We start from the raw sequence: 17,862 nt of genomic DNA, 5'->3' as shown, positions 1-17,862 counted from the left end.
AAACCAGAAATCGGCGAGCTAGCCAAGCCGTCGATGCCAGTCGCTCCACACCGGTTGGTAATGCTGGTTGCGCAACGACTGCACCACCTCGGCGACCGGACGCTGATCGTCGGTACTGAATTGTTCCAGCGCGGTTCCGGGCTCGACGGCGTAGCCGCCGGGCCGGGTGGAAGAGGCGGCGCTGAGGCTGGTCACGCCCAAGGCAATCAACCGATCGCGCAGCGCCGGCGATTCGCGCGTCGACAGCGTCAGTTCCAGATCCGGCGCCAACAATCGCCAGGCGCAGAGCAGTTGTACCAGTTGCCGATCACTGACCGGGGCCGGCGCCTTAAAGCCACCTTCGGCCGGACGCAGGCGCGGAAACGACAGCGAAAAACGGCTGCGCCAATGGCGCCGGCTCAGCCAGAGCAGATGGTGGGCGCACTTTAAGGTGTCGAGCCGCCAGTCGGTCAGGCCGAGCAACACCCCCAGACCGAGTTTGTGCACGCCGGCTTTGCCAGCGCGGTCGAGCGCATCCAGCCGATAAGCGAAATCCTGCTTTTGGCCACGGGTGTGCAATTGCTGATAGCAGGCGGCGTCGTAGGTTTCCTGATAGACCAGCACGGCGTGCAAACCAACCTCGCGCAAGCGGTGGTAATCCTCGGTTGCCAGCGGCTGTACTTCCAGACTCAGTTGGGAAAAATCCGGCTGCAATGCCTGCAAAGCATGATGGTAATAATCGACACCGGCCACCTTGGGCGCTTCACCGGCGACTAACAGCAAATGCTGAAAACCGCGCGCGCGCAGGGCGTCGGCTTCAATGCGAATCTCGTCCGGTTTCAGCACCTTGCGCCGAATCGGATTGCTCATCGAAAAACCGCAATAGAGACACTCATTGGCGCAGGCGTTGCTCAGATAGAGCGGCGCGAATAACTGCTGCACGCGGCCAAAACGTTGCAGCGTCAGCGCCCGACTGCGCTGGGCCAGCCTTTCCAGATATTCACCGGCCGCCGGACTGAGCAGCGCCTTGAAACGCGCCAGCGGTTCACCGACACCGGCCAGAGCGCGCTCGACATCCGCCGGGCTCTGGCTGTACAGCGATAAGCGTTCGGCGTTCCAGTCGATGTGGTTTAAATACTCAGCGAAGCCCATCGTCGGTCTCCAGAAAATCGGTCAATGGACTGGAGGCGGCGGCGCTGGCGATCGTTCCAGCCAGACCCGCCAGATAAGCTGAACGCCCGGCTTCGACCGCCTGGCGAAACGCCGCCGCCATCGCAATCGGATCGGCCGCTGTGGCGATGGCAGTATTCACCAACACCGCATCGGCGCCACGCTCCATGGCTTCGGCGGCTTGCGACGGCCGGCCGATACCGGCATCGACGATCACCGGCACCTGGCTTTGTTCGATGATGATGTCGAGAAAGGCGCGGCTTTCCAGGCCACGATTGGAACCAATGGGCGCGCCCAGCGGCATCACCGCTGCGCAACCGACCTCTTCCAGGCGTTTGCACAGCACCGGGTCGGCGTGCACATAGGGCAGCACCACAAAACCTTCGCGCACCAGTTGCTCGGCTGCGGCCAGGGTTTCTACCGGGTCGGGCATCAGCCAGCGCGGGTCGGGATGGATCTCCAGTTTCAGCCAATGCGTGCCCAGCGCTTCACGCGCCAGCCGTGCCGCCTGCACCGCTTCTTCCGCGCTGCGTGCGCCCGAGGTGTTGGGCAGCAGGCGATAACCGGCCTGGCTCAGCGGCTGGAAAATATGGTCGCTGTGCTGCGGTTCCAGACGGCGCAGCGCCAGCGTGACCAGTTCGGTGCCGCTGGCTTGCAGGGCCTCGATCATGGCCTGTGGATGACTGAATTTGCCGGTGCCAGTGAGCAGTCGGCTGGAAAATTGAGTATCGGCGATGGTCAGCATGCTTAGCCTCCGGCCACGGCGTGAAACACATCCAGGCGGTCGGCCTGGTTCAGTTCGGTGCTCGCCCAGTCGGCGCGCGGCACCACCATTCGGTTCAGCGCCACGGCCATGTTGTCGCGCTCGCCGTAGCGTTTTTGCATCAGTGTTTCCAGCGTTGTACCGCCCTCGAGTTGCACCACCTCGCCGTTCACAAAGAGAGCTATGGGTTTCATCGGCACACCTCCTGCCAGTGTTGATTCAGTTGCTGCCAGGCCGCGATGGGATCGGCAGCTTCGGTGATAGCGGTCACCAAAGCCACGCCATCCACGCCGGTCGCAGCGACCTCGGCAAAGTGCTGTTGTTTGATGCCGCCAATGGCCAAGGTTGGGCATTGGTGGTCCACCTGACGTCGATAAATCGCCAGCCGTTTCAACCCTTGCGGTTGACTCGGCATCTGTTTGGTCTGGGTGGCAAAGACATGACCGAGCGCCAGATAGGACGGCCGCAAGCACTGCGCCCGCGCCAGCTCGGCGTGACCGTGGGTCGATAAACCCAGACGCAGACCGGCGCGGGCGATAGCGGGCAGATTTGCCTCGGCAACGTCTTCCTGGCCCAGATGCACACCAAAGGCGCCGGCGTCGATGGCCCACTGCCAGTGATCGTTGATGAACACCTGAGCGCCATAACGTTTGCCCGCTGCGACGGCGCGTTCTATGGCGGCTTTGATCACCGTCGCCTCGCCGCTTTTAATGCGCAGTTGCACCGTGGTCACACCAGCGGCGCACAACGCTTCGAGCAGATCGATATCCGCGACCACCGGATAAACACCGATGGGTGCTTCCAAGGCGGGAAATGGTCCCAGTTGCTGAGGATCATCGGCCAACCAAACCTGCGCAAAATCGCCGACTTCCGGCCAACCCGGCCGCGCCAGAGTGCCGCTGCCAGCACCTGTCGGATACGCCTGCGCCAGCGCCCGACGCAGATAGGCGTTGGCGAGCAGAACGGCGTCTTCGAATGGCCAGTTCTGCGCGCAAAAAGCAGCGATGGCGCTGCTCAGCGTGCAGCCAGTGCCGTGGCTGTGCGGTGCGTTCTGGCGCGGCTGCTGGTAACACCAACAGCCCTCAGCGTTGATCAACTGATCCAGGCTGCTATCGGCATTATCCAGATGCCCACCCTTGGCGAGCACGCGGGTGCCGGTTGCCTGCATCAGTGCTTTGGCTGCGCGGTGGGCGCTGTCGGTTGCCGTGATGCGGTGGCCGGTCAGTTGTTCCAGTTCCGGTGTGTTGGGCGTCACCAGATCGACCAGCGGCAGCAGTTGTTTCAGACCATCGCGCAATTCAGCGTCGGCCAGGCTGTGGCCGCTCGATGCCATCGTCAGCGGATCGAGCACCACCGTTAAACCGGGCCAACGTGACCGCCAACCGGGCAGACGCTGCACAAGGATTTCCAGCTGTTGCACCGAGCCCAGCAAACCAATCTTGATCGCCGCTGGCGCCAAATCAGCCTCCAGCGCATCCAACTGAGCCGCGAACATCTCCGACTCAACCGGCTGCACGGCTTGCACGCCCAGGCTGTTCTGGGCGGTAAGGCAACTGATCACCGTGCACGGATGCACTCCCAGATCGACCAGCGTCGCCACATCAGCCTGAATGCCGGCGCCACCGCCGCTGTCGCTGCCGGCGATGCTCCAGACGATGGGCCTGGCCTCAGTCATGCTCAGCACCCTCGCCGACTGGCTGATAAAGCGCGCCGCCGCTGGCCTGAAATTCCTCGGCCTTGCGCGCCATGCCGTCGGCAGCGTCTTCGGCCAGGGGGATGCGCTCGGCGCGGGCGGCGTCGCGCACTTCCTGGCTGATCTTCATCGAGCAGAATTTGGGGCCGCACATGGAGCAGAAATGCGCCACCTTGTGGCCCTGTTTGGGCAAGGTCTGGTCGTGGAATTCGCGCGCCCGCTCCGGATCGAGACCCAGGTTGAACTGGTCTTCCCAGCGGAACTCAAAGCGCGCCCGGCTGATGGCGTTGTCGCGCCGCTGAGCGCCCGGAAAACCCTTGGCGAGGTCGGCGGTGTGAGCGGCAATGCGGTAAGCGATCAGGCCTTCTTTAACGTCGTCGCGATCGGGCAGGCCCAGATGCTCTTTGGGCGTGACGTAGCACAGCATGGCGCAACCGTGCCAGCCGATCTGGGCGGCGCCGATGGCCGACGACAGATGGTCGTAACCGGGCGAGATATCGGTAACCAGTGGGCCCAAGGTGTAGAACGGCGCTTCGTCGCAGCTCGCTAATTGGCGCTGCATATTTTCTTCGATCAGATGCAGCGGCACGTGGCCTGGCCCTTCGACCATCACCTGCACATCGTGCTGCCAGGCGATGCGGGTTAACTCACCCAGAGTATCGAGTTCGGCGAACTGGGCGGCGTCGTTGGCGTCGGCAATGGAGCCGGGGCGCAAACCATCGCCCAGGCTGAAGGCAATGTCGTACGCCTGCATGATGGCGCAGATGTCCTCGAAGTGGGTGTAGAGAAAACTCTCGCGATGATGCGCCAGGCACCACTTCGCCATGATCGAACCGCCGCGACTGACGATACCGGTCACCCGATCGACCGTCAGCGGCACATGATGCAAACGCAGGCCGGCGTGGATGGTGAAGTAATCGACGCCCTGCTCGGCCTGTTCAATCAACGTATCGCGGTAAATTTCCCAACTGAGGTCTTCTGCCACGCCGCCGACTTTTTCCAGCGCCTGGTAGAGCGGCACCGTGCCGATCGGCACCGGCGAGTTGCGCAGTATCCATTCGCGGGTTTCGTGGATGTTGTTGCCGGTCGATAAGTCCATCACCGTATCGGCGCCCCAGCGGGTCGCCCAGACCAGCTTGTCGACTTCCTCTTCGATGCTCGAGGTGACCGCCGAGTTACCGATGTTAGCGTTCACCTTCACGCGGAAATTACGGCCGATAATCATCGGCTCGCTTTCCGGGTGATTGATGTTGGCCGGAATAATGGCGCGGCCGCGGGCGACTTCCTCGCGCACAAATTCCGGCGTAATCGGATCGCGCAGACTGGCGCCGCGACTGTTGCCCGGATGCTGGTGGCCGACGTCTTCCTGCGCCGCCCGACCTTCGTTTTCACGCAGCGCTATGTATTCCATTTCCGGGGTGATGATGCCCTGGCGGGCGTAATGTAATTGAGTGACGTTGCGGCCGGCTTTGGCCCGGCGTGGCGGTCGGTTCTGGGCGAAACGCAGGGGGTTTTCAGGTTGATCGCTGTCCGGTTTAACGCTCGGCGCGGTCAAGGCTTCGCTGTCGCCACGCGCTTCGATCCAGCTTAAGCGCAGCGGATCGAGGCCACGACGCAAGTCGATCTCAACGTCCGGATCGGCATAAGGTCCGGCGCTGTCGTAGACGTAAATCGGTTCGTTGGGCTGGCGGCTGCCATCGCTGAGCAGGCTGTCGGTCTGGTCGATGGCGCGCATGCCGACACGAATATCGCTGCGGCTGCCGGGCACATAAACCCGGCGCGAACCCGGCAAAGGTTCACGTGAGGCGGCGCTGATGGTTTGGACGCGCTGGCCCAAATCGGTTTTTTGAGAAGAGGTCATTTCGGTCGTTCCTCGCTGGTTGAGCGACGGAGCGACCGCACCGGGGTATAACAGTATGAAAGGTACGCGCCAACAAAAACGACGCAGTTTGGGCGGCGTTTTTGTCGACGCGGACCCAAACAAGCGGTTCACCTGTGGCGAACCGGAGGCGGCACAATAAAGCTAATGGCTACCTCGACTTGTTCCCTTCGCGAGCCTTAACTCGATCAGGTTCCACGGATCCCGCTGATGCGATCTCAGCCAGGTTATCAACCCGGCACTCCGACAAGACCGCGCCAGAGTAACGCCGCCCCCGCACCGGGAGCAAGTTGTACAGCCCAAAAATCGGCGGTTATGATCGCAGCTTTCCGTTTCACCACTGCCGAGTCGAACTTCTCATGCCCAAGGCGTCCATTGTTTCCTCCGCCCATCTGAGCGAACGCAGCAGCGAACTCAGCGAATTCGAATACGCCCTGATCACCGCCGAGAACACCTTCTCGCGCTGGCTGGTGCACTGCATGACCGCGGCGGGCAACGAAGAAATGAGCCCCATCGACATTCTGGTGCTGCACAACGTCTACCACCGCCAGCGGCCCAAACGCATCGCCGATGTGTGCTTCGTGCTCAACGTGGAAGACACTCACACCGTGTCTTATTCGCTGCGCAAACTGGGCAAGATGGGCCTGGTAGAGAGCAAAAAAGTCGGCAAGGAAACCTTCTACAACACCACCGACGAGGGCGAAGCGCTGTGCCTGCGCTACCGCGATGTGCGCAACGACTGCCTGCTCGACTGGCTCGAAAACCTGGGCATTGACGCCGAAGAACTCGGCGACCTGGCGAAAAAACTGCGCACGATTTCTACCCTCTACGACCAAGCCGCCCGCGCCGCTGCTTCCCTCTAAATCCAGATTCAGCCCTGACCGGGCGTCAAAAACGACGCCCTTTGCCTCTGCGCGCCATTGAATACAATCTGTATTCAATTTTTATTGACTCTGAATTTTATGGCTGTTTATAGTGGCCTCACTAAAACGAAAAATCGCAAATCACGCCTTAAACCACTAACAAGATTCCCGTCGAGGAATCACCAATAACGATAAAAAAAGCGATCCGTGAGAGGCGTCAAAACCAATGACCTTGCACTCAATGCTGCCCCGTCATGTCCGGCCGACCGTTACTGCGGTTAACCGTCCTGATGTCGTGGTTCGCCGCTGAACGATCGCACTTTGCACCTTCGTTCGCTGCGGCGGACTCAACTGATGAGAGAGGATTCGGACATGAAACAACTGATCAAACCCCTGGCGCTCAGCGCCATCACCGCTCTGGCTGCGGCCACCGCCCAGGCCGACATCAAGTGGGACATGCCAACGCCTTATGCCGACGGCACCCACCACACCCAAAACATTCGCCAGTTCGCTGAAGATGTGGCTGCGGCCACCGATGGCGAGATGGAAATCGTCGTGCACTCCGGCGCTTCCCTGGTCAAACACCCGGAAATTCATCGCGCTGTGCGCTCCGGCCAGGTACCGATCGGCGAAGTCTTTATGGGCTTGCTGGGTAACGAAAACCCGCTCTACCAGGCCGACAACATTCCCTTCCTGGTCACCAGTTTCGATGGCGCCAAAGCGCTGTGGGATGCCACTCGCCCGGACGTTGAAGCCGCTCTGGCCGAACAAGGTCTGCAACTGTTGTACGCCGTGCCGTGGCCGCCCCAAGGTTTCTACAGCAAGGAAGAAATCACCAGCGGTGCCGACTTTGAAGGCATGAGAATGCGCGCCTACAGCGCTTCAACGTCACGTATGGCCGAACTGCTGGGTGCGACCCCGACCACCGTACAGACGCCGGAAATTCCGCAGGCGTTCAGCACCGGCATTATCGAAGCGATGGCGACTTCGCCGACCACCGGCGTTTCCAGCCAGGCTTGGGACTACACCGATTACTACCTGGACGCTCGCGCCTGGATTCCGAAAAACATGGTGTTCGTGAATGCTCGTGCCTTCGCCCGTCTGCCGGCTGAGGTTCAAGAAGCGGTACTGGAAGCGGCCGCTGCGGCTGAAACGCGCGGCTGGGAAATGGCCATCGCCGAAACCGATGCCAAGACGGCTGAACTGGCCGAAAACGGCATGACCGTTTACAGCCCCAATGCCGACCTCACCGAAACCCTGGGCAACGTTGGCCAGACCATGACCAACGAATGGTTCGAAGAAATGGGTTACGACAGCGATAACCCCATCGCCGATATCGTCGGTCAGTAAGGCAACACGCCGGCCGGGAAGTGCAGTTTTGCTGACCGGCCAATTTCCCTTAAGGGTGCACTCCTTTTTGGATCAACTGCGCCCCGCTTTTTCTCGGAGCCAACGCCATGGTTAATCGTTTGCTCAATGGCCTCTATGCGCTCGGTCTGGTGCTGGCTGCGTCCAGCCTGGCGGGTATCGGCCTGCTGATTCTGGCGCAAATTGTCGGGCGCTGGTTCGGCATCATCGTGCCCTCGGCTGAAGACTTCACCGGCTTTTTATTGGTCTCGGTGTTGTTCTACGGCCTGGCTTACAGCTTTCGTCACAACGCCCATATTCGGGTGGTGTTATTGCTCGAGCGTCTCGGCAACAAGCGCCGCTTTGCGGAAATTTTCGGTCTGACATTGATGCTCGGTCTGACGCTCTATCTGACCATTGCCTTCAGTCGTTTTGTGCTCGAAACCTACGCCTTCGGCGATGTCAGTACCGGCATGGTCGCGGTGCCCTTGTGGATTCCGCAAAGTTCCATGGTGTTCGGTATGGCGCTGTTATGCCTGGCCATTTTTGAAGATTGGCTGCGCGCCATCAGCGGTCGAACACCCAGCTATATCCTCGCCGAAGCGAACGGCGAGGGCACCGAATAGAGGCTGAAAATGGACCCCATTGTTATTTCTATCATTCTGGTCGTCGTCCTGTTCACCCTGCTCAGCCTGGGTGTCTGGGTCGCCGGCTCGCTGTTCTTGATCGGCCTGCTGGCGCTGGTACTGAACGACCAATTCGCCATCGGCATGGTGGTATCGACGTCCACCTGGGGCGGCAGCGCTTCCTGGACCTTGGCGGCTTTACCGCTGTTTATCTGGATGGGCGAGATACTGTTTCGTACCCGTTTATCGGAAGATTTATTCAACGGTCTGGCGCCCTGGCTCGACAAAATTCCCGGCGGTTTGCTGCATGTGAATGTGCTCGGTTGCAGTCTGTTTGCGGCGGTTTCCGGTTCGTCCGCGGCGACCACGGCAACGGTCGGCAAATTCAGTTTGCAGGAACTGAAAAAGCGCGACTATCACGAGTCGATGGCCATTGGCACCTTGGCCGGTTCTGGCACGCTCGGCTTTTTAATTCCGCCGTCGATTATTTTGATCGTCTACGGCGTCTCTGCCGAGGTTTCGGTGTCGCGGTTATTTATGGCCGGAGCGCTGCCCGGTTTGATGCTGGCGGCTTTGTTTATCGCTTATGTGGTGCTGTGGTCTTTGTTGAACAAAGCCAAGGCGGCGCCACTCGGCGAACCGATGAGCTTTGTGGAAAAACTCAAGCAATCGCGCCGGCTGTTATCCATCGCTACCCTGATCACCTTCGTGATCGGTTCCATCTATATGGGTTGGGCCACGGCGACTGAAGCGGCGACGCTGGGTGTGCTCGGTTCGCTGATTTTGGCGAAGCTCGGCGGCAACCTGAACTGGACGCTGTTTCGCCAATCGCTGATCGGCGCTACCGGCATGTCGTGCATGATTCTGTTGATTCTCGCCGGTGCGCATCTGCTGACCACCGCCATGGGTTTTCTGCGTATTCCGGCGATGCTCGCCGAGTTTGTGGCCAGCATGGATCTGTCGGTCGCCATGTTGCTGATCGCTCTGACCATTTTGTTTGTCATTCTCGGCTGCTTCCTCGATGGCATTTCGGTGGTGGTGCTGACCACCTCGGTGATCCTGCCGCTGGTCGATGCCGCGGGCATTAATTTGCTCTGGTTCGGCATCTATTTAGTGCTGGTCGTGGAGATGTCGCAGATCACCCCGCCGGTCGGTTTTAACCTCTTTGTTATTCAGTCGCTGACCGGCAAAGACATCTTTACCGTCGCGCGTTATGCGCTGCCGTTTTTCCTGATACTGATTTTGGCCGTGGTGCTGATCACTGTGTTCCCGCAGATCGCCTTGTGGTTACCGACGGTGCTGAACAACTGATCGTGAACAGAATTTTTTCGGAGAATATTTCGCTATGAGTACGCCAAGCCCTGCAACGAATTCCTGGTCTTTCTGGGTGGATCGTGGCGGCACCTTCACCGACATAGTAGCGCGCAAATCCGACGGTGAATTGATCAGTCATAAACTCTTATCCGACAACCCGGCGCAATATCGCGATGCCGTTATTCAAGGCATTCGTGAACTGATGGGACTGGAAAAAGGCGCGCGCATTCCAGTGGAACAAATCGACGCCATCAAGATGGGTACCACCGTCGCCACCAATGCCTTGCTCGAACACAAAGGCGAACCAACCTTGTTATTAACCACGCGCGGTTTTGCTGATGTGTTGCGCATCGGTTATCAATCGCGCCCGGATTTGTTCGCCATCAATATCGAACTGCCGCAGATGATTTATGCCCGGGTCGAAGAACTCAACGAACGCCTCGATGCGCAAGGTCAGGTATTAGAAGCGCTCGATCTGGAACAGGCGCGCAGCGTGCTGCAAGCGGCTTTTGATGATGGCCTGCGCGCTTGCGCCATCGTATTGATGCATTCCTATCGCAACGGCAGTCACGAGCAGCAGGTTGCGGCCCTGGCACGCGAGATTGGTTTTACACAGGTCACCGCGTCGAGCGAAGCCAGCCCGTTGATGAAAATTGTCAGCCGGGGCGACACCGCTGTGGTCGACGCCTATCTGTCGCCGATCTTAAAAAGCTACGTCAATCAGGTCGCCAGCGAACTCGACGATTTTGTCGACGAACCCGGCCGTTTGATGTTTATGCAATCCAACGGCGGCCTCACCGATGCGCAATTGTTCAACGGCAAAGACGCCATTTTGAGTGGCCCGGCCGGTGGCGTAGTAGGCATGGTAAAAACTGCTGACCAGGCTGGTTTCGATAAGCTGATCGGTTTCGATATGGGCGGCACCTCGACGGACGTTTGCCACTATCAAGGCGAATACGAACGCGCTTTTGAGACCAAGGTTGCCGGCTTCCGTTTGCAGACACCGATGATGTCGATTCACACCGTCGCCGCCGGTGGCGGTTCCATTCTTAATTTCGACGGCAGCCGCTTCCGCGTCGGCCCGGATTCCGCCGGTGCCTTTCCGGGACCTGCCTGTTATCGCAACGGCGGCCCGCTGACGGTGACCGACTGCAACGTCATGCTCGGCAAGCTGCAGCCGGATTACTTCCCCAAAGTCTTCGGCCCCAATGCCGACCAGCCATTGGATGTCGAGGCCGTGCGTCGTGGCTTTACCGAGATGGCCGCCAGCATCGAACAGCAGACCGGCCAGGCCTACACGCCCGAGCAAGTCGCCGAAGGTTTTCTGACCATCGCCGTCGACAATATGGCCAACGCCATCAAACATATTTCCACTCAACGCGGTTACGACATTCAGGATTATGTGCTGTGCTGCTTCGGTGGAGCTGGTGGTCAACATGCCTGCCTGGTAGCCGAAGCGTTGGGCATGAAGAAGGTGTTTTTGCATCCCTATTCCGGCGTGCTTTCTGCCTATGGAATGGGGCTCGCCGATGTGCGCGATCTCAGTGAAGTCAGCGTCGAATTGCCGCTCGATGACGACAGCGTTGCCAGACTGGATAAGCAGCAAGTTGAACTGGCCGATAACGGCATCGCAAAGCTGGTCGATCAGCGCGTTGCGCCTGATGCCATTGCAACCATCAGCCGGGTGCATGTGAAATACCAGGGTTCGGACACCACCTTGCTGGTGCCATTCGGCAGCCGCGCCGATATTCAGGCCGCCTTCGAAGCCGAGCATCGGCAGCGCTTTGGTTTTATCTCCGAACAGACGCCTCTGATCATCGAAGCTTTGCAAGTCGAAGCGCTCGGCGGTGGCACCGAACTGGGTGCCAGCGCATCACCGCACCAGGCCGCTGCGGCAGAACCGGTCAGTCATAACCTGACCACCGGCGGCGAGCAGTACCAGGCGCCGTTCTATCAACGCGATCAGTTAAAGGTTGGCGCTGCTATTAATGGCCCAGCGGTGATCATCGAAAAGACCGCAACCTTAGTGATTGAACCCGGTTGGCAAGCGGTGCTGACCGCGAACAACGACATCCTGCTTGAGCAGGTTGCCGCGACTCGCAGCACCACGCCGGACACCACTGAAGCCGACCCCATTACGCTGGAGATTTTCAACAATCTCTATATGCACATCGCCGAGCAGATGGGTCTGGTGCTGCAAAACACCGCCACCTCGGTAAACATCAAAGAGCGCCTGGATTTCAGTTGCGCCATCTTCGATGCCGAAGGTGAACTGGTGGCCAACGCCCCGCATATGCCGGTGCATTTAGGGTCGATGAGTCATTCGATTAAAACCGTTATCGCCAAGAACGCCGGCAAGATGCGTGAAGGTGACGCCTACATGCTTAACGACCCTTACAACGGCGGCACCCACCTGCCCGACATCACCGTCATCAAGCCGGTGTTTATGGATGGCGAAGTGGCATTTTATGTCGCCTCGCGCGGTCACCATGCCGATGTGGGTGGCACCAGCCCCGGCTCGATGCCGTCCGACTCCAGCCATATCGACCAGGAAGGCGTGCTGCTCGATAACGTCAAGGTGGTCGACAGCGGCACCTTCCAGGAAGCCTTGGTGCGCGAGCTGTTCAGCGGTGCGCGTTATCCGGCGCGCAACATCGACGTCAATATCGCCGACCTGCGCGCCCAATTAGCGGCCTGTGAAGCCGGCATGCAAGCGCTGCATTCTGTGGTGAAACACTATGGCCTGGAGGTGGTGAGCGCTTACATGCGCCACGTTCAGTTCAACGCCGAAGAAAGCGTGCGTCGGGTCATCGACGTGCTCAGCGATGGCTCATTCGAGTATCCGTTGGACGATGGTTCCGCCATCGCGGTATCGATCTCGGTCGACAAAACCAAGCGCGAAGCGACCATCGATTTCAGCGGCACCAGCGGCCAGCATCCGCACAATTTCAACGCGCCTTTGGCGGTCACTCACGCGGCGGTTTTGTACGTCTTCCGCTGCCTGGTCAACGACCAGATTCCGCTCAACGGCGGCTGCCTGCGGCCATTGAATATCATCGTGCCGGAAGGCTGCATGCTGAACCCGGTTTACCCGGCCGCGGTGGTGGCGGGCAACGTGGAAGTCTCGCAGGTCGCGGTCGATGCTTTGTTCGGTGCATTGGGAGTCGCCGCTGCTTCTCAAGGCACGATGAATAACCTGACCTGGGGCAACGATCAATTCCAATACTACGAAACCCTGTGCGGCGGCAGCGGCGCGACAGCCAAGGCCGATGGCGTCAGTGCGGTGCACACCCATATGACCAACTCGCGCTTAACCGATCCGGAAATTCTGGAATGGCGTTTCCCGGTACGACTGGAAGAATTTCGCATTCGCAAAGGCTCCGGCGGCAAAGGTCAACATAAGGGCGGCAACGGCGTGACCCGACGCATTCGCTTCCTGGAAAAAATGGACGTCAGCATCCTCTCCAACCGTCGTGAAGTTCCGCCTTACGGCATGGACGGCGGCGAGCCGGGACAGCTGGGTCACAATACCGTGATTCGCGCCAATGGCAGCGAAGAAACCCTGGCTGGCAAAGCCAGTGCGGTGTTAAATGTGGATGATCAGTTGCAGGTGGAAACGCCTGGGGGTGGTGGGTTCGGACAAAGCTGAATAGAAACCACCCAAGCAGCGTTGGGGGCGGCTGGATCTTCTGGCGGGCGTCGGCACACAGGGATGTGTGCCGCCGAGCTACAGGGACGTACTTGTAGCGTCCCGCCAGAAGATTCAGCCGGCCACAGCGCGTTCCCTTAACCTCTATTTAGGAAGCCAAAGAAATGCCACTCCAAACCTGGCTCGCCTTCTTAAGCGTCGCTTTGATGGTGACGTTTTCACCCGGCCCAGCGGTGGTATTGGCGCTAAGAAACGGCGCTCAGCATTCTTTCGGTTCAGCGCTGATCGCCATCACCGGCAACCTCAGCGCCATGCTGTTTTATGCGTTAATTGCCAGCGTCGGCGTGGTGGTTTTATTCGAAGTTTTTCCAACGGTCGTGCACTGGGTACAGATTTTCGGCGGGCTCTATCTGGTGTGGATCGGCATAAAACTCATTCGTGCTAGTTGGCAACGCGTGCGCCAAAAAGCGTCCTCGGTACAAGCACCCAAAAGCCGGTTAAAACTCTATCTGGAAGCGCTATTGGTCGGGCTCTCAAACCCCAAAGCCATCCTGTTTTACTCAGCGCTGTTTCCGCAATTTATTGCGCACGACGGCAACGTGATTGGCCAGTCTGTCTTACTGGCATTTACCTTTGCGGCCTGCTCTTTTACGGCGCTCAGTTTTTACGCCTGGAGCGCGCGGACGCTGACGTCAAAATTCAACAACGCAGGCTATAAAGCAGCCGCCAATGGCGTTACCGGTGCGGCCTTTATTGGCTTCGGTGGTGCGCTGATCTGGAAGTCGGCCTAGCGCAACCTCAAAGCTGCTGCCCACCTTGATTCAACCCAGCGGATTCCATGGCGTGGATTTCTGCCATCAACCAATGGTGGAAAGCCTCAATCCGGCTGTCTTGTTCGGGCCGCTCCAGACTGATCAGTACATAGTCGTATCCAGTCGACGCCATGCCGAAAGGGGCAATCAACCGACCCGCCATCAGGTCATCGTAGACCAGAGGTAAAGGTCCGATGGCCGTGCCCAGGCGATTCGCCGCCGCCTGCAGTGCAAAGAAAAAATGATCGTAATATTGCTCGCTGGCCGCCGTGAATACATGGCCGCTGGCGCGCTGCCAGCTATCCCAAGCATCTGGTCGAGTGCGGCTGTGCAACAGCCGGGCCTTGCTCAGATCGCGCTCTAATAAATTCTCCCAGCAATTCGGATCACAGACGGGACCGGCGACTTCCGACCACAGCGGCGTTAGCTCAGCGTCACTCGGCAAACCAAAGTCGGTACGTCGAATGGCCAAATCACAGCCCTCCGCCAGTAAGTCGATAGGACCTCCGGCCATGCGTAAATCGATGTTCAGCTCTGGGTGAGCTTCGCGGAATCGACCCAGTCGTGGCATCAGCCAACGCATTGCCAGGCTGGGTTCACAGGAGATGGTTAACAGCGGCGAAGCGCTGTCGTGCAGCTGCAAACCCTCGACCGCCTCGCCCAACTGATCCAGAGCGGCAGACGTCGCTCGCAGTAACCGCTCACCGGCGGGTGTCAGCCAGACACGACGACTGCGTCGTTGAAATAAGGAGACGCCCAGGCGGTCTTCTATCTGCGCCACGGCCCGGCTGATCGCACCGTGCGTCAGGTGCAGCTCTTCAGCCGCTCGACTAAAGCTTTGGTGCCGGGCCGCAGCTTCAAAAGCCGGCAAGGCCGACAGCGGCGGAAGCCGTCGCTTATTGTGAGTATTGCTCACCATTTATCCCATTATTTTTCGTTTTTATCGCGTTAAAGGAGATTCTAATATCGATTTACTCACCAATAAGCAAGGTTAATTCAAGGTTATGGACATCAGCTTCTGGGAAATCACTGCCGTCGGCGTCATCACCTTATTGGCCGTTATCAGCCCCGGCCCCGACTTCGCCATGATCACTCGGTTGACACTCGGAGGCGGCCGCCGGGCTGGACTGTTCGGCGCACTGGGCATCGCTTGCGGCATTGCCGTTCACCTGAGTTACACCCTCATTGGGCTGGGCGTCTTGCTGGCAGAACAGCAGTGGCTGCTGACCACCTTGCGCTATCTGGGTGCAAGCTATCTGATCTGGCTGGGTTTGGCCGCGTTTTGGCCGGACATCCGCGCCTGGGTGCGAGGGCAACCCCGACCAGCGGAACAGAGCATTGAGGTTGGCAGCCTGACCATGCGACCGGTGAAAGCATTCTGGCTGGGGTTCGGCACCAATGCGCTGAACCCGAAAACCATGCTGTTTATTGTCTCCGTCTTCAGCCAGGTGATTTCGCCGCAGACACCGCTCTCCATCGAACTGGCTTACGGCCTCTATATCGCGATTTGCCACCTGCTCTGGTTTGCCTTAGTCGCCACAGTATTAAGCTGGGCACCGCTGCGTCACAAAATGACCAGGATCAAAGCGCAAATCGAAAAGGGCGTTGGCCTCTGCTTAACCGCTTTTGGTATTAAATTACTGGCCGGTTAGAGCAACACCTGATGACACAACATCCCCAATACAAACCCCAACACAGCCCCTAAAGGCGGTGTCCAATGGCGGCGTACGCGAGCTTGTGGGGCGATGTCCTGGAACACCAGATAGAGAATGCCACCGGCGGCAAACATCATAATGCTGGCGGTGATAACGGAACGTTCCTGCAGCAGAAAATAACCCAGACTGGCGGCTATCGGGCCGAGAAAACTGAACCCAAAAAAGATGATCAAAACCGGCCGGGCGCGCAGTCGGTTATGGCGCAATTCGCGATAGGCATTAAAGCCTTCCGGAAGATTCTGAATGCCGATCATCAAGGCCAATAACCAACCCAAATGCGGGTTGTAACCAAAGACGGCACCCAGACTGATGGCCTCGGGAATATAGTCCATCAACATGGCCATTAATTGTGCCATCGAACCACGCCGTTTCGACAGCCAGATATCCATGCCACAAAACACACAGCCACCAGCGATAAACACCAACGCCAGGTGCAACGGGCTCAGTTCTTTGATGCCCTCGGGCGTTAGCGCAAAGGCCACCGAGGCGAGCAAGATACCACCACCAAAAGCGATGATGCCGTGGATGACTTCGCGCTTAATCGGGGTTTCGCGAAAACGCTCCAGACCAGCAATCATAGCGCCCACAAAGGCGCCCAGGCCCGACAGCCAGGCGACTAAGAGAATGTAAGGCAAGGTAGTCGACATTAAATGACCTTATGCTCAAAACCACTGACTTCGCAGCGGACATTCATAGAGTAAACGTCACCCTGCTAAAGACCTTGATCTTGATCATGGGCAACTTTAATAAACTAACCGAAGCCTGGTAATTAACGTTATGCCAGCTTGATCAGATTATTAATCCGAGCGCGAACCTGCTGAGTCCGAGCAACCGAACCCGGGAAATTACCCGCCAGGGCATAATTGAAATCCGCATGTTCCTGAACTTTCTGCAGCGATTCTTTAATGGACTGCTTTACATCAGTCGGGAAGGTTTCAAATTCTTGCTGGATGGAATTGCGCCCAGCCAGAACCAAAAAAATATCTTCCATATCTTTGCTTGCCATAAGGTCGTTTTTGCCTCGCCCCTCATAAGCAACCAATTTAGTCGCCAGAAAATACGCTACAGGTGGGATGCGAATGTTCAAATCCGGCGTTAACGCAACAGACTTCGCCTGTGCAAATGCCAATGGGTACCAAGGGTTGCTAAAACCGAGAACATCTTCCAGCGTAGGCATTATATCCAGCACAATGTCTGCCTTGCGAAAACGACAAATCGGGTCGTCTTCAATCAGTGACGACTCAAAACCCAACTGCCGGACCTTGCGCTCAAGCTGTTGCCATTCGAGCTGAGACGCCACTTCGACGATGACATCAACATCTTCGGTGGCTCTCAATTGCTCCAGGTCAGGATCGTCAATGTACAAAAAGACAGTGGCGCCACCGACAAAGACGGCCATCTCTCTTAACTCTGCACCCATTTCCATGGCAGCGCGCAACAGCAATACCTGAAGCGGGTTCATTAAATGGACTCCAAGGCGGCTAGAAAGCTCAGTGCCATTTCAGTTTCACGAGCGCCCCCCAAACGCAGCCCATCCACCGCTGCCAAGAGGCGATGCGCGTCCGAGTCTCGTTCGGCAAGCCCGACCGCGCTGGCATGCAGCGGCTCTACAGCGATGCCTTTTATCTGCCCATTCGGATTAGGCCAAATATGAGGGGTTGTACTAACCAACTGATACTCGGAACCAAACAGATTCGCCGTCATGCTGGTCGGTGTGCCGACATCCATCGAGCCGGTGGTGACAGGGAAAATAACCGGAACGCCGTACATCAGAAAATGAATAAAACGCGCTTCATTGAGCCGTTTGTTGTTCAGCAAGCGGCCTGCTTCGGCGTTCTGGATGGATCTAAACAGACTGCTTTTGGGTAACAGCAGTGCATCCGCCAGGCTCTGATAGGTCCAGAGCTCTGGATCGAAATCACTCCGACCGCTGCGCCGATTTTGCTCAACATAGAGATAAACCAGGACAACAATATCCACAGGTCGCATCATGTCGTTCCACATTCTGGAATATGGAACGACATTGCTAACCTATCGCTTAAATGTCAAGCC

Annotated in this window: 16 protein-coding genes and 1 riboswitch; of the genes, 7 read left to right on the top strand and 9 right to left on the bottom strand. The window is 58.2% G+C overall.

All coding sequences use genetic code 11. The features are described from left to right. Positions 1 to 18: 18 nt before the first annotated feature. The 5 genes from thiH to thiC are packed head-to-tail and all read right to left on the bottom strand — an operon-like array spanning position 19 to position 5,466. Positions 19 to 1,131, bottom strand: a complete 1,113-nt coding sequence (gene thiH, locus ABMA60_RS03970; RefSeq protein ID WP_392799037.1) for a 2-iminoacetate synthase ThiH — start codon at positions 1,129 to 1,131, stop codon at positions 19 to 21. Then, on the bottom strand, positions 1,118 to 1,894 hold the full coding sequence (locus tag ABMA60_RS03965; RefSeq protein WP_392799034.1) for a thiazole synthase: 777 nt from the start codon (positions 1,892 to 1,894) through the stop codon (positions 1,118 to 1,120). Before ABMA60_RS03965 ends, thiH begins: the two co-directional genes overlap by 14 nt. A 2-nt stretch (positions 1,895 to 1,896) precedes the next feature. Continuing rightward, positions 1,897 to 2,106: a sulfur carrier protein ThiS gene (thiS, locus tag ABMA60_RS03960; RefSeq protein WP_392799031.1), complete on the bottom strand. Its 210-nt coding sequence runs from the start codon at positions 2,104 to 2,106 to the stop codon at positions 1,897 to 1,899. Beyond that, complete coding sequence (gene thiE / locus ABMA60_RS03955; RefSeq protein WP_392799028.1) at positions 2,103 to 3,587, bottom strand: thiamine phosphate synthase; 1,485 nt, start codon at positions 3,585 to 3,587, stop codon at positions 2,103 to 2,105. Before thiE ends, thiS begins: the two co-directional genes overlap by 4 nt. Then, positions 3,580 to 5,466 carry a phosphomethylpyrimidine synthase ThiC gene (gene thiC, locus ABMA60_RS03950; RefSeq protein ID WP_392799025.1) on the bottom strand — a complete coding sequence of 629 codons (1,887 nt, stop codon included), beginning with the start codon at positions 5,464 to 5,466 and terminating at the stop codon, positions 3,580 to 3,582. Before thiC ends, thiE begins: the two co-directional genes overlap by 8 nt. 166 nt (positions 5,467 to 5,632) lie before the next feature. Continuing rightward, positions 5,633 to 5,740: riboswitch (TPP riboswitch) on the bottom strand. A gap of 103 nt (positions 5,741 to 5,843) precedes the next feature. Between thiC and ABMA60_RS03945 the strand changes: the two genes are divergently transcribed. The 6 genes from ABMA60_RS03945 to ABMA60_RS03920 all read left to right on the top strand — a co-directional run bounded on the left by ABMA60_RS03945 (position 5,844) and on the right by ABMA60_RS03920 (position 14,074). After that, positions 5,844 to 6,347, top strand: coding sequence for a winged helix DNA-binding protein (locus ABMA60_RS03945; RefSeq protein WP_392799023.1), 504 nt, complete (start codon positions 5,844 to 5,846; stop codon positions 6,345 to 6,347). A 372-nt stretch (positions 6,348 to 6,719) separates the two neighbouring features. Further along, entirely contained in the window at positions 6,720 to 7,697 is a 978-nt protein-coding gene (locus ABMA60_RS03940) for a TRAP transporter substrate-binding protein (protein WP_392799020.1), read from the top strand. A 107-nt stretch (positions 7,698 to 7,804) separates the two neighbouring features. Then, the gene (locus tag ABMA60_RS03935) at positions 7,805 to 8,320 is read left to right on the top strand and encodes a TRAP transporter small permease (RefSeq protein WP_392799017.1); all 516 of its coding nucleotides are present in this window, start codon (positions 7,805 to 7,807) and stop codon (positions 8,318 to 8,320) included. A gap of 9 nt (positions 8,321 to 8,329) precedes the next feature. Further along, complete coding sequence (locus ABMA60_RS03930) at positions 8,330 to 9,631, top strand: TRAP transporter large permease (RefSeq protein ID WP_392799013.1); 1,302 nt, start codon at positions 8,330 to 8,332, stop codon at positions 9,629 to 9,631. A 34-nt stretch (positions 9,632 to 9,665) separates the two neighbouring features. Continuing rightward, a complete protein-coding gene (locus tag ABMA60_RS03925; protein ID WP_392799010.1) occupies positions 9,666 to 13,283 on the top strand; it encodes a hydantoinase B/oxoprolinase family protein in 3,618 nt (1,205 codons plus the stop codon). Between the two features lie 164 nt (positions 13,284 to 13,447). Then, positions 13,448 to 14,074: a LysE family translocator gene (locus ABMA60_RS03920; RefSeq protein WP_392799007.1), complete on the top strand. Its 627-nt coding sequence runs from the start codon at positions 13,448 to 13,450 to the stop codon at positions 14,072 to 14,074. Positions 14,075 to 14,081: 7 nt separating this feature from the next. On the opposite strand, the gene ABMA60_RS03915 is transcribed toward ABMA60_RS03920, so the two are convergent. After that, positions 14,082 to 15,014: a LysR substrate-binding domain-containing protein gene (locus ABMA60_RS03915; protein WP_392799004.1), complete on the bottom strand. Its 933-nt coding sequence runs from the start codon at positions 15,012 to 15,014 to the stop codon at positions 14,082 to 14,084. Between the two features lie 85 nt (positions 15,015 to 15,099). Between ABMA60_RS03915 and ABMA60_RS03910 the strand changes: the two genes are divergently transcribed. Then, positions 15,100 to 15,747 carry a LysE family translocator gene (locus ABMA60_RS03910; RefSeq protein WP_392799001.1) on the top strand — a complete coding sequence of 216 codons (648 nt, stop codon included), beginning with the start codon at positions 15,100 to 15,102 and terminating at the stop codon, positions 15,745 to 15,747. Here the strand turns inward: ABMA60_RS03910 and ABMA60_RS03905 are convergent. The 3 genes from ABMA60_RS03905 to ABMA60_RS03895 all read right to left on the bottom strand — a co-directional run bounded on the left by ABMA60_RS03905 (position 15,744) and on the right by ABMA60_RS03895 (position 17,790). Beyond that, entirely contained in the window at positions 15,744 to 16,457 is a 714-nt protein-coding gene (locus tag ABMA60_RS03905) for a ZIP family metal transporter (RefSeq protein WP_392798998.1), read from the bottom strand. The genes ABMA60_RS03910 and ABMA60_RS03905 overlap by 4 nt on opposite strands. Positions 16,458 to 16,585: 128 nt before the next feature. Further along, a complete protein-coding gene (locus ABMA60_RS03900; RefSeq protein ID WP_392798995.1) occupies positions 16,586 to 17,272 on the bottom strand; it encodes a hypothetical protein in 687 nt (228 codons plus the stop codon). Then, positions 17,272 to 17,790 carry a hypothetical protein gene (locus ABMA60_RS03895; RefSeq protein ID WP_392798992.1) on the bottom strand — a complete coding sequence of 173 codons (519 nt, stop codon included), beginning with the start codon at positions 17,788 to 17,790 and terminating at the stop codon, positions 17,272 to 17,274. The genes ABMA60_RS03900 and ABMA60_RS03895 overlap by 1 nt, the downstream gene beginning before the upstream one ends. Positions 17,791 to 17,862 lie beyond the last annotated feature (72 nt).

The organism is Saccharospirillum sp. HFRX-2, assembly GCF_043196805.1.
Taxonomy (GTDB): domain Bacteria; phylum Pseudomonadota; class Gammaproteobacteria; order Pseudomonadales; family Natronospirillaceae; genus Saccharospirillum.
Note: the sequence above shows the minus strand (reverse complement) of the source record. Positions and strands in the feature narration are given on the sequence as shown.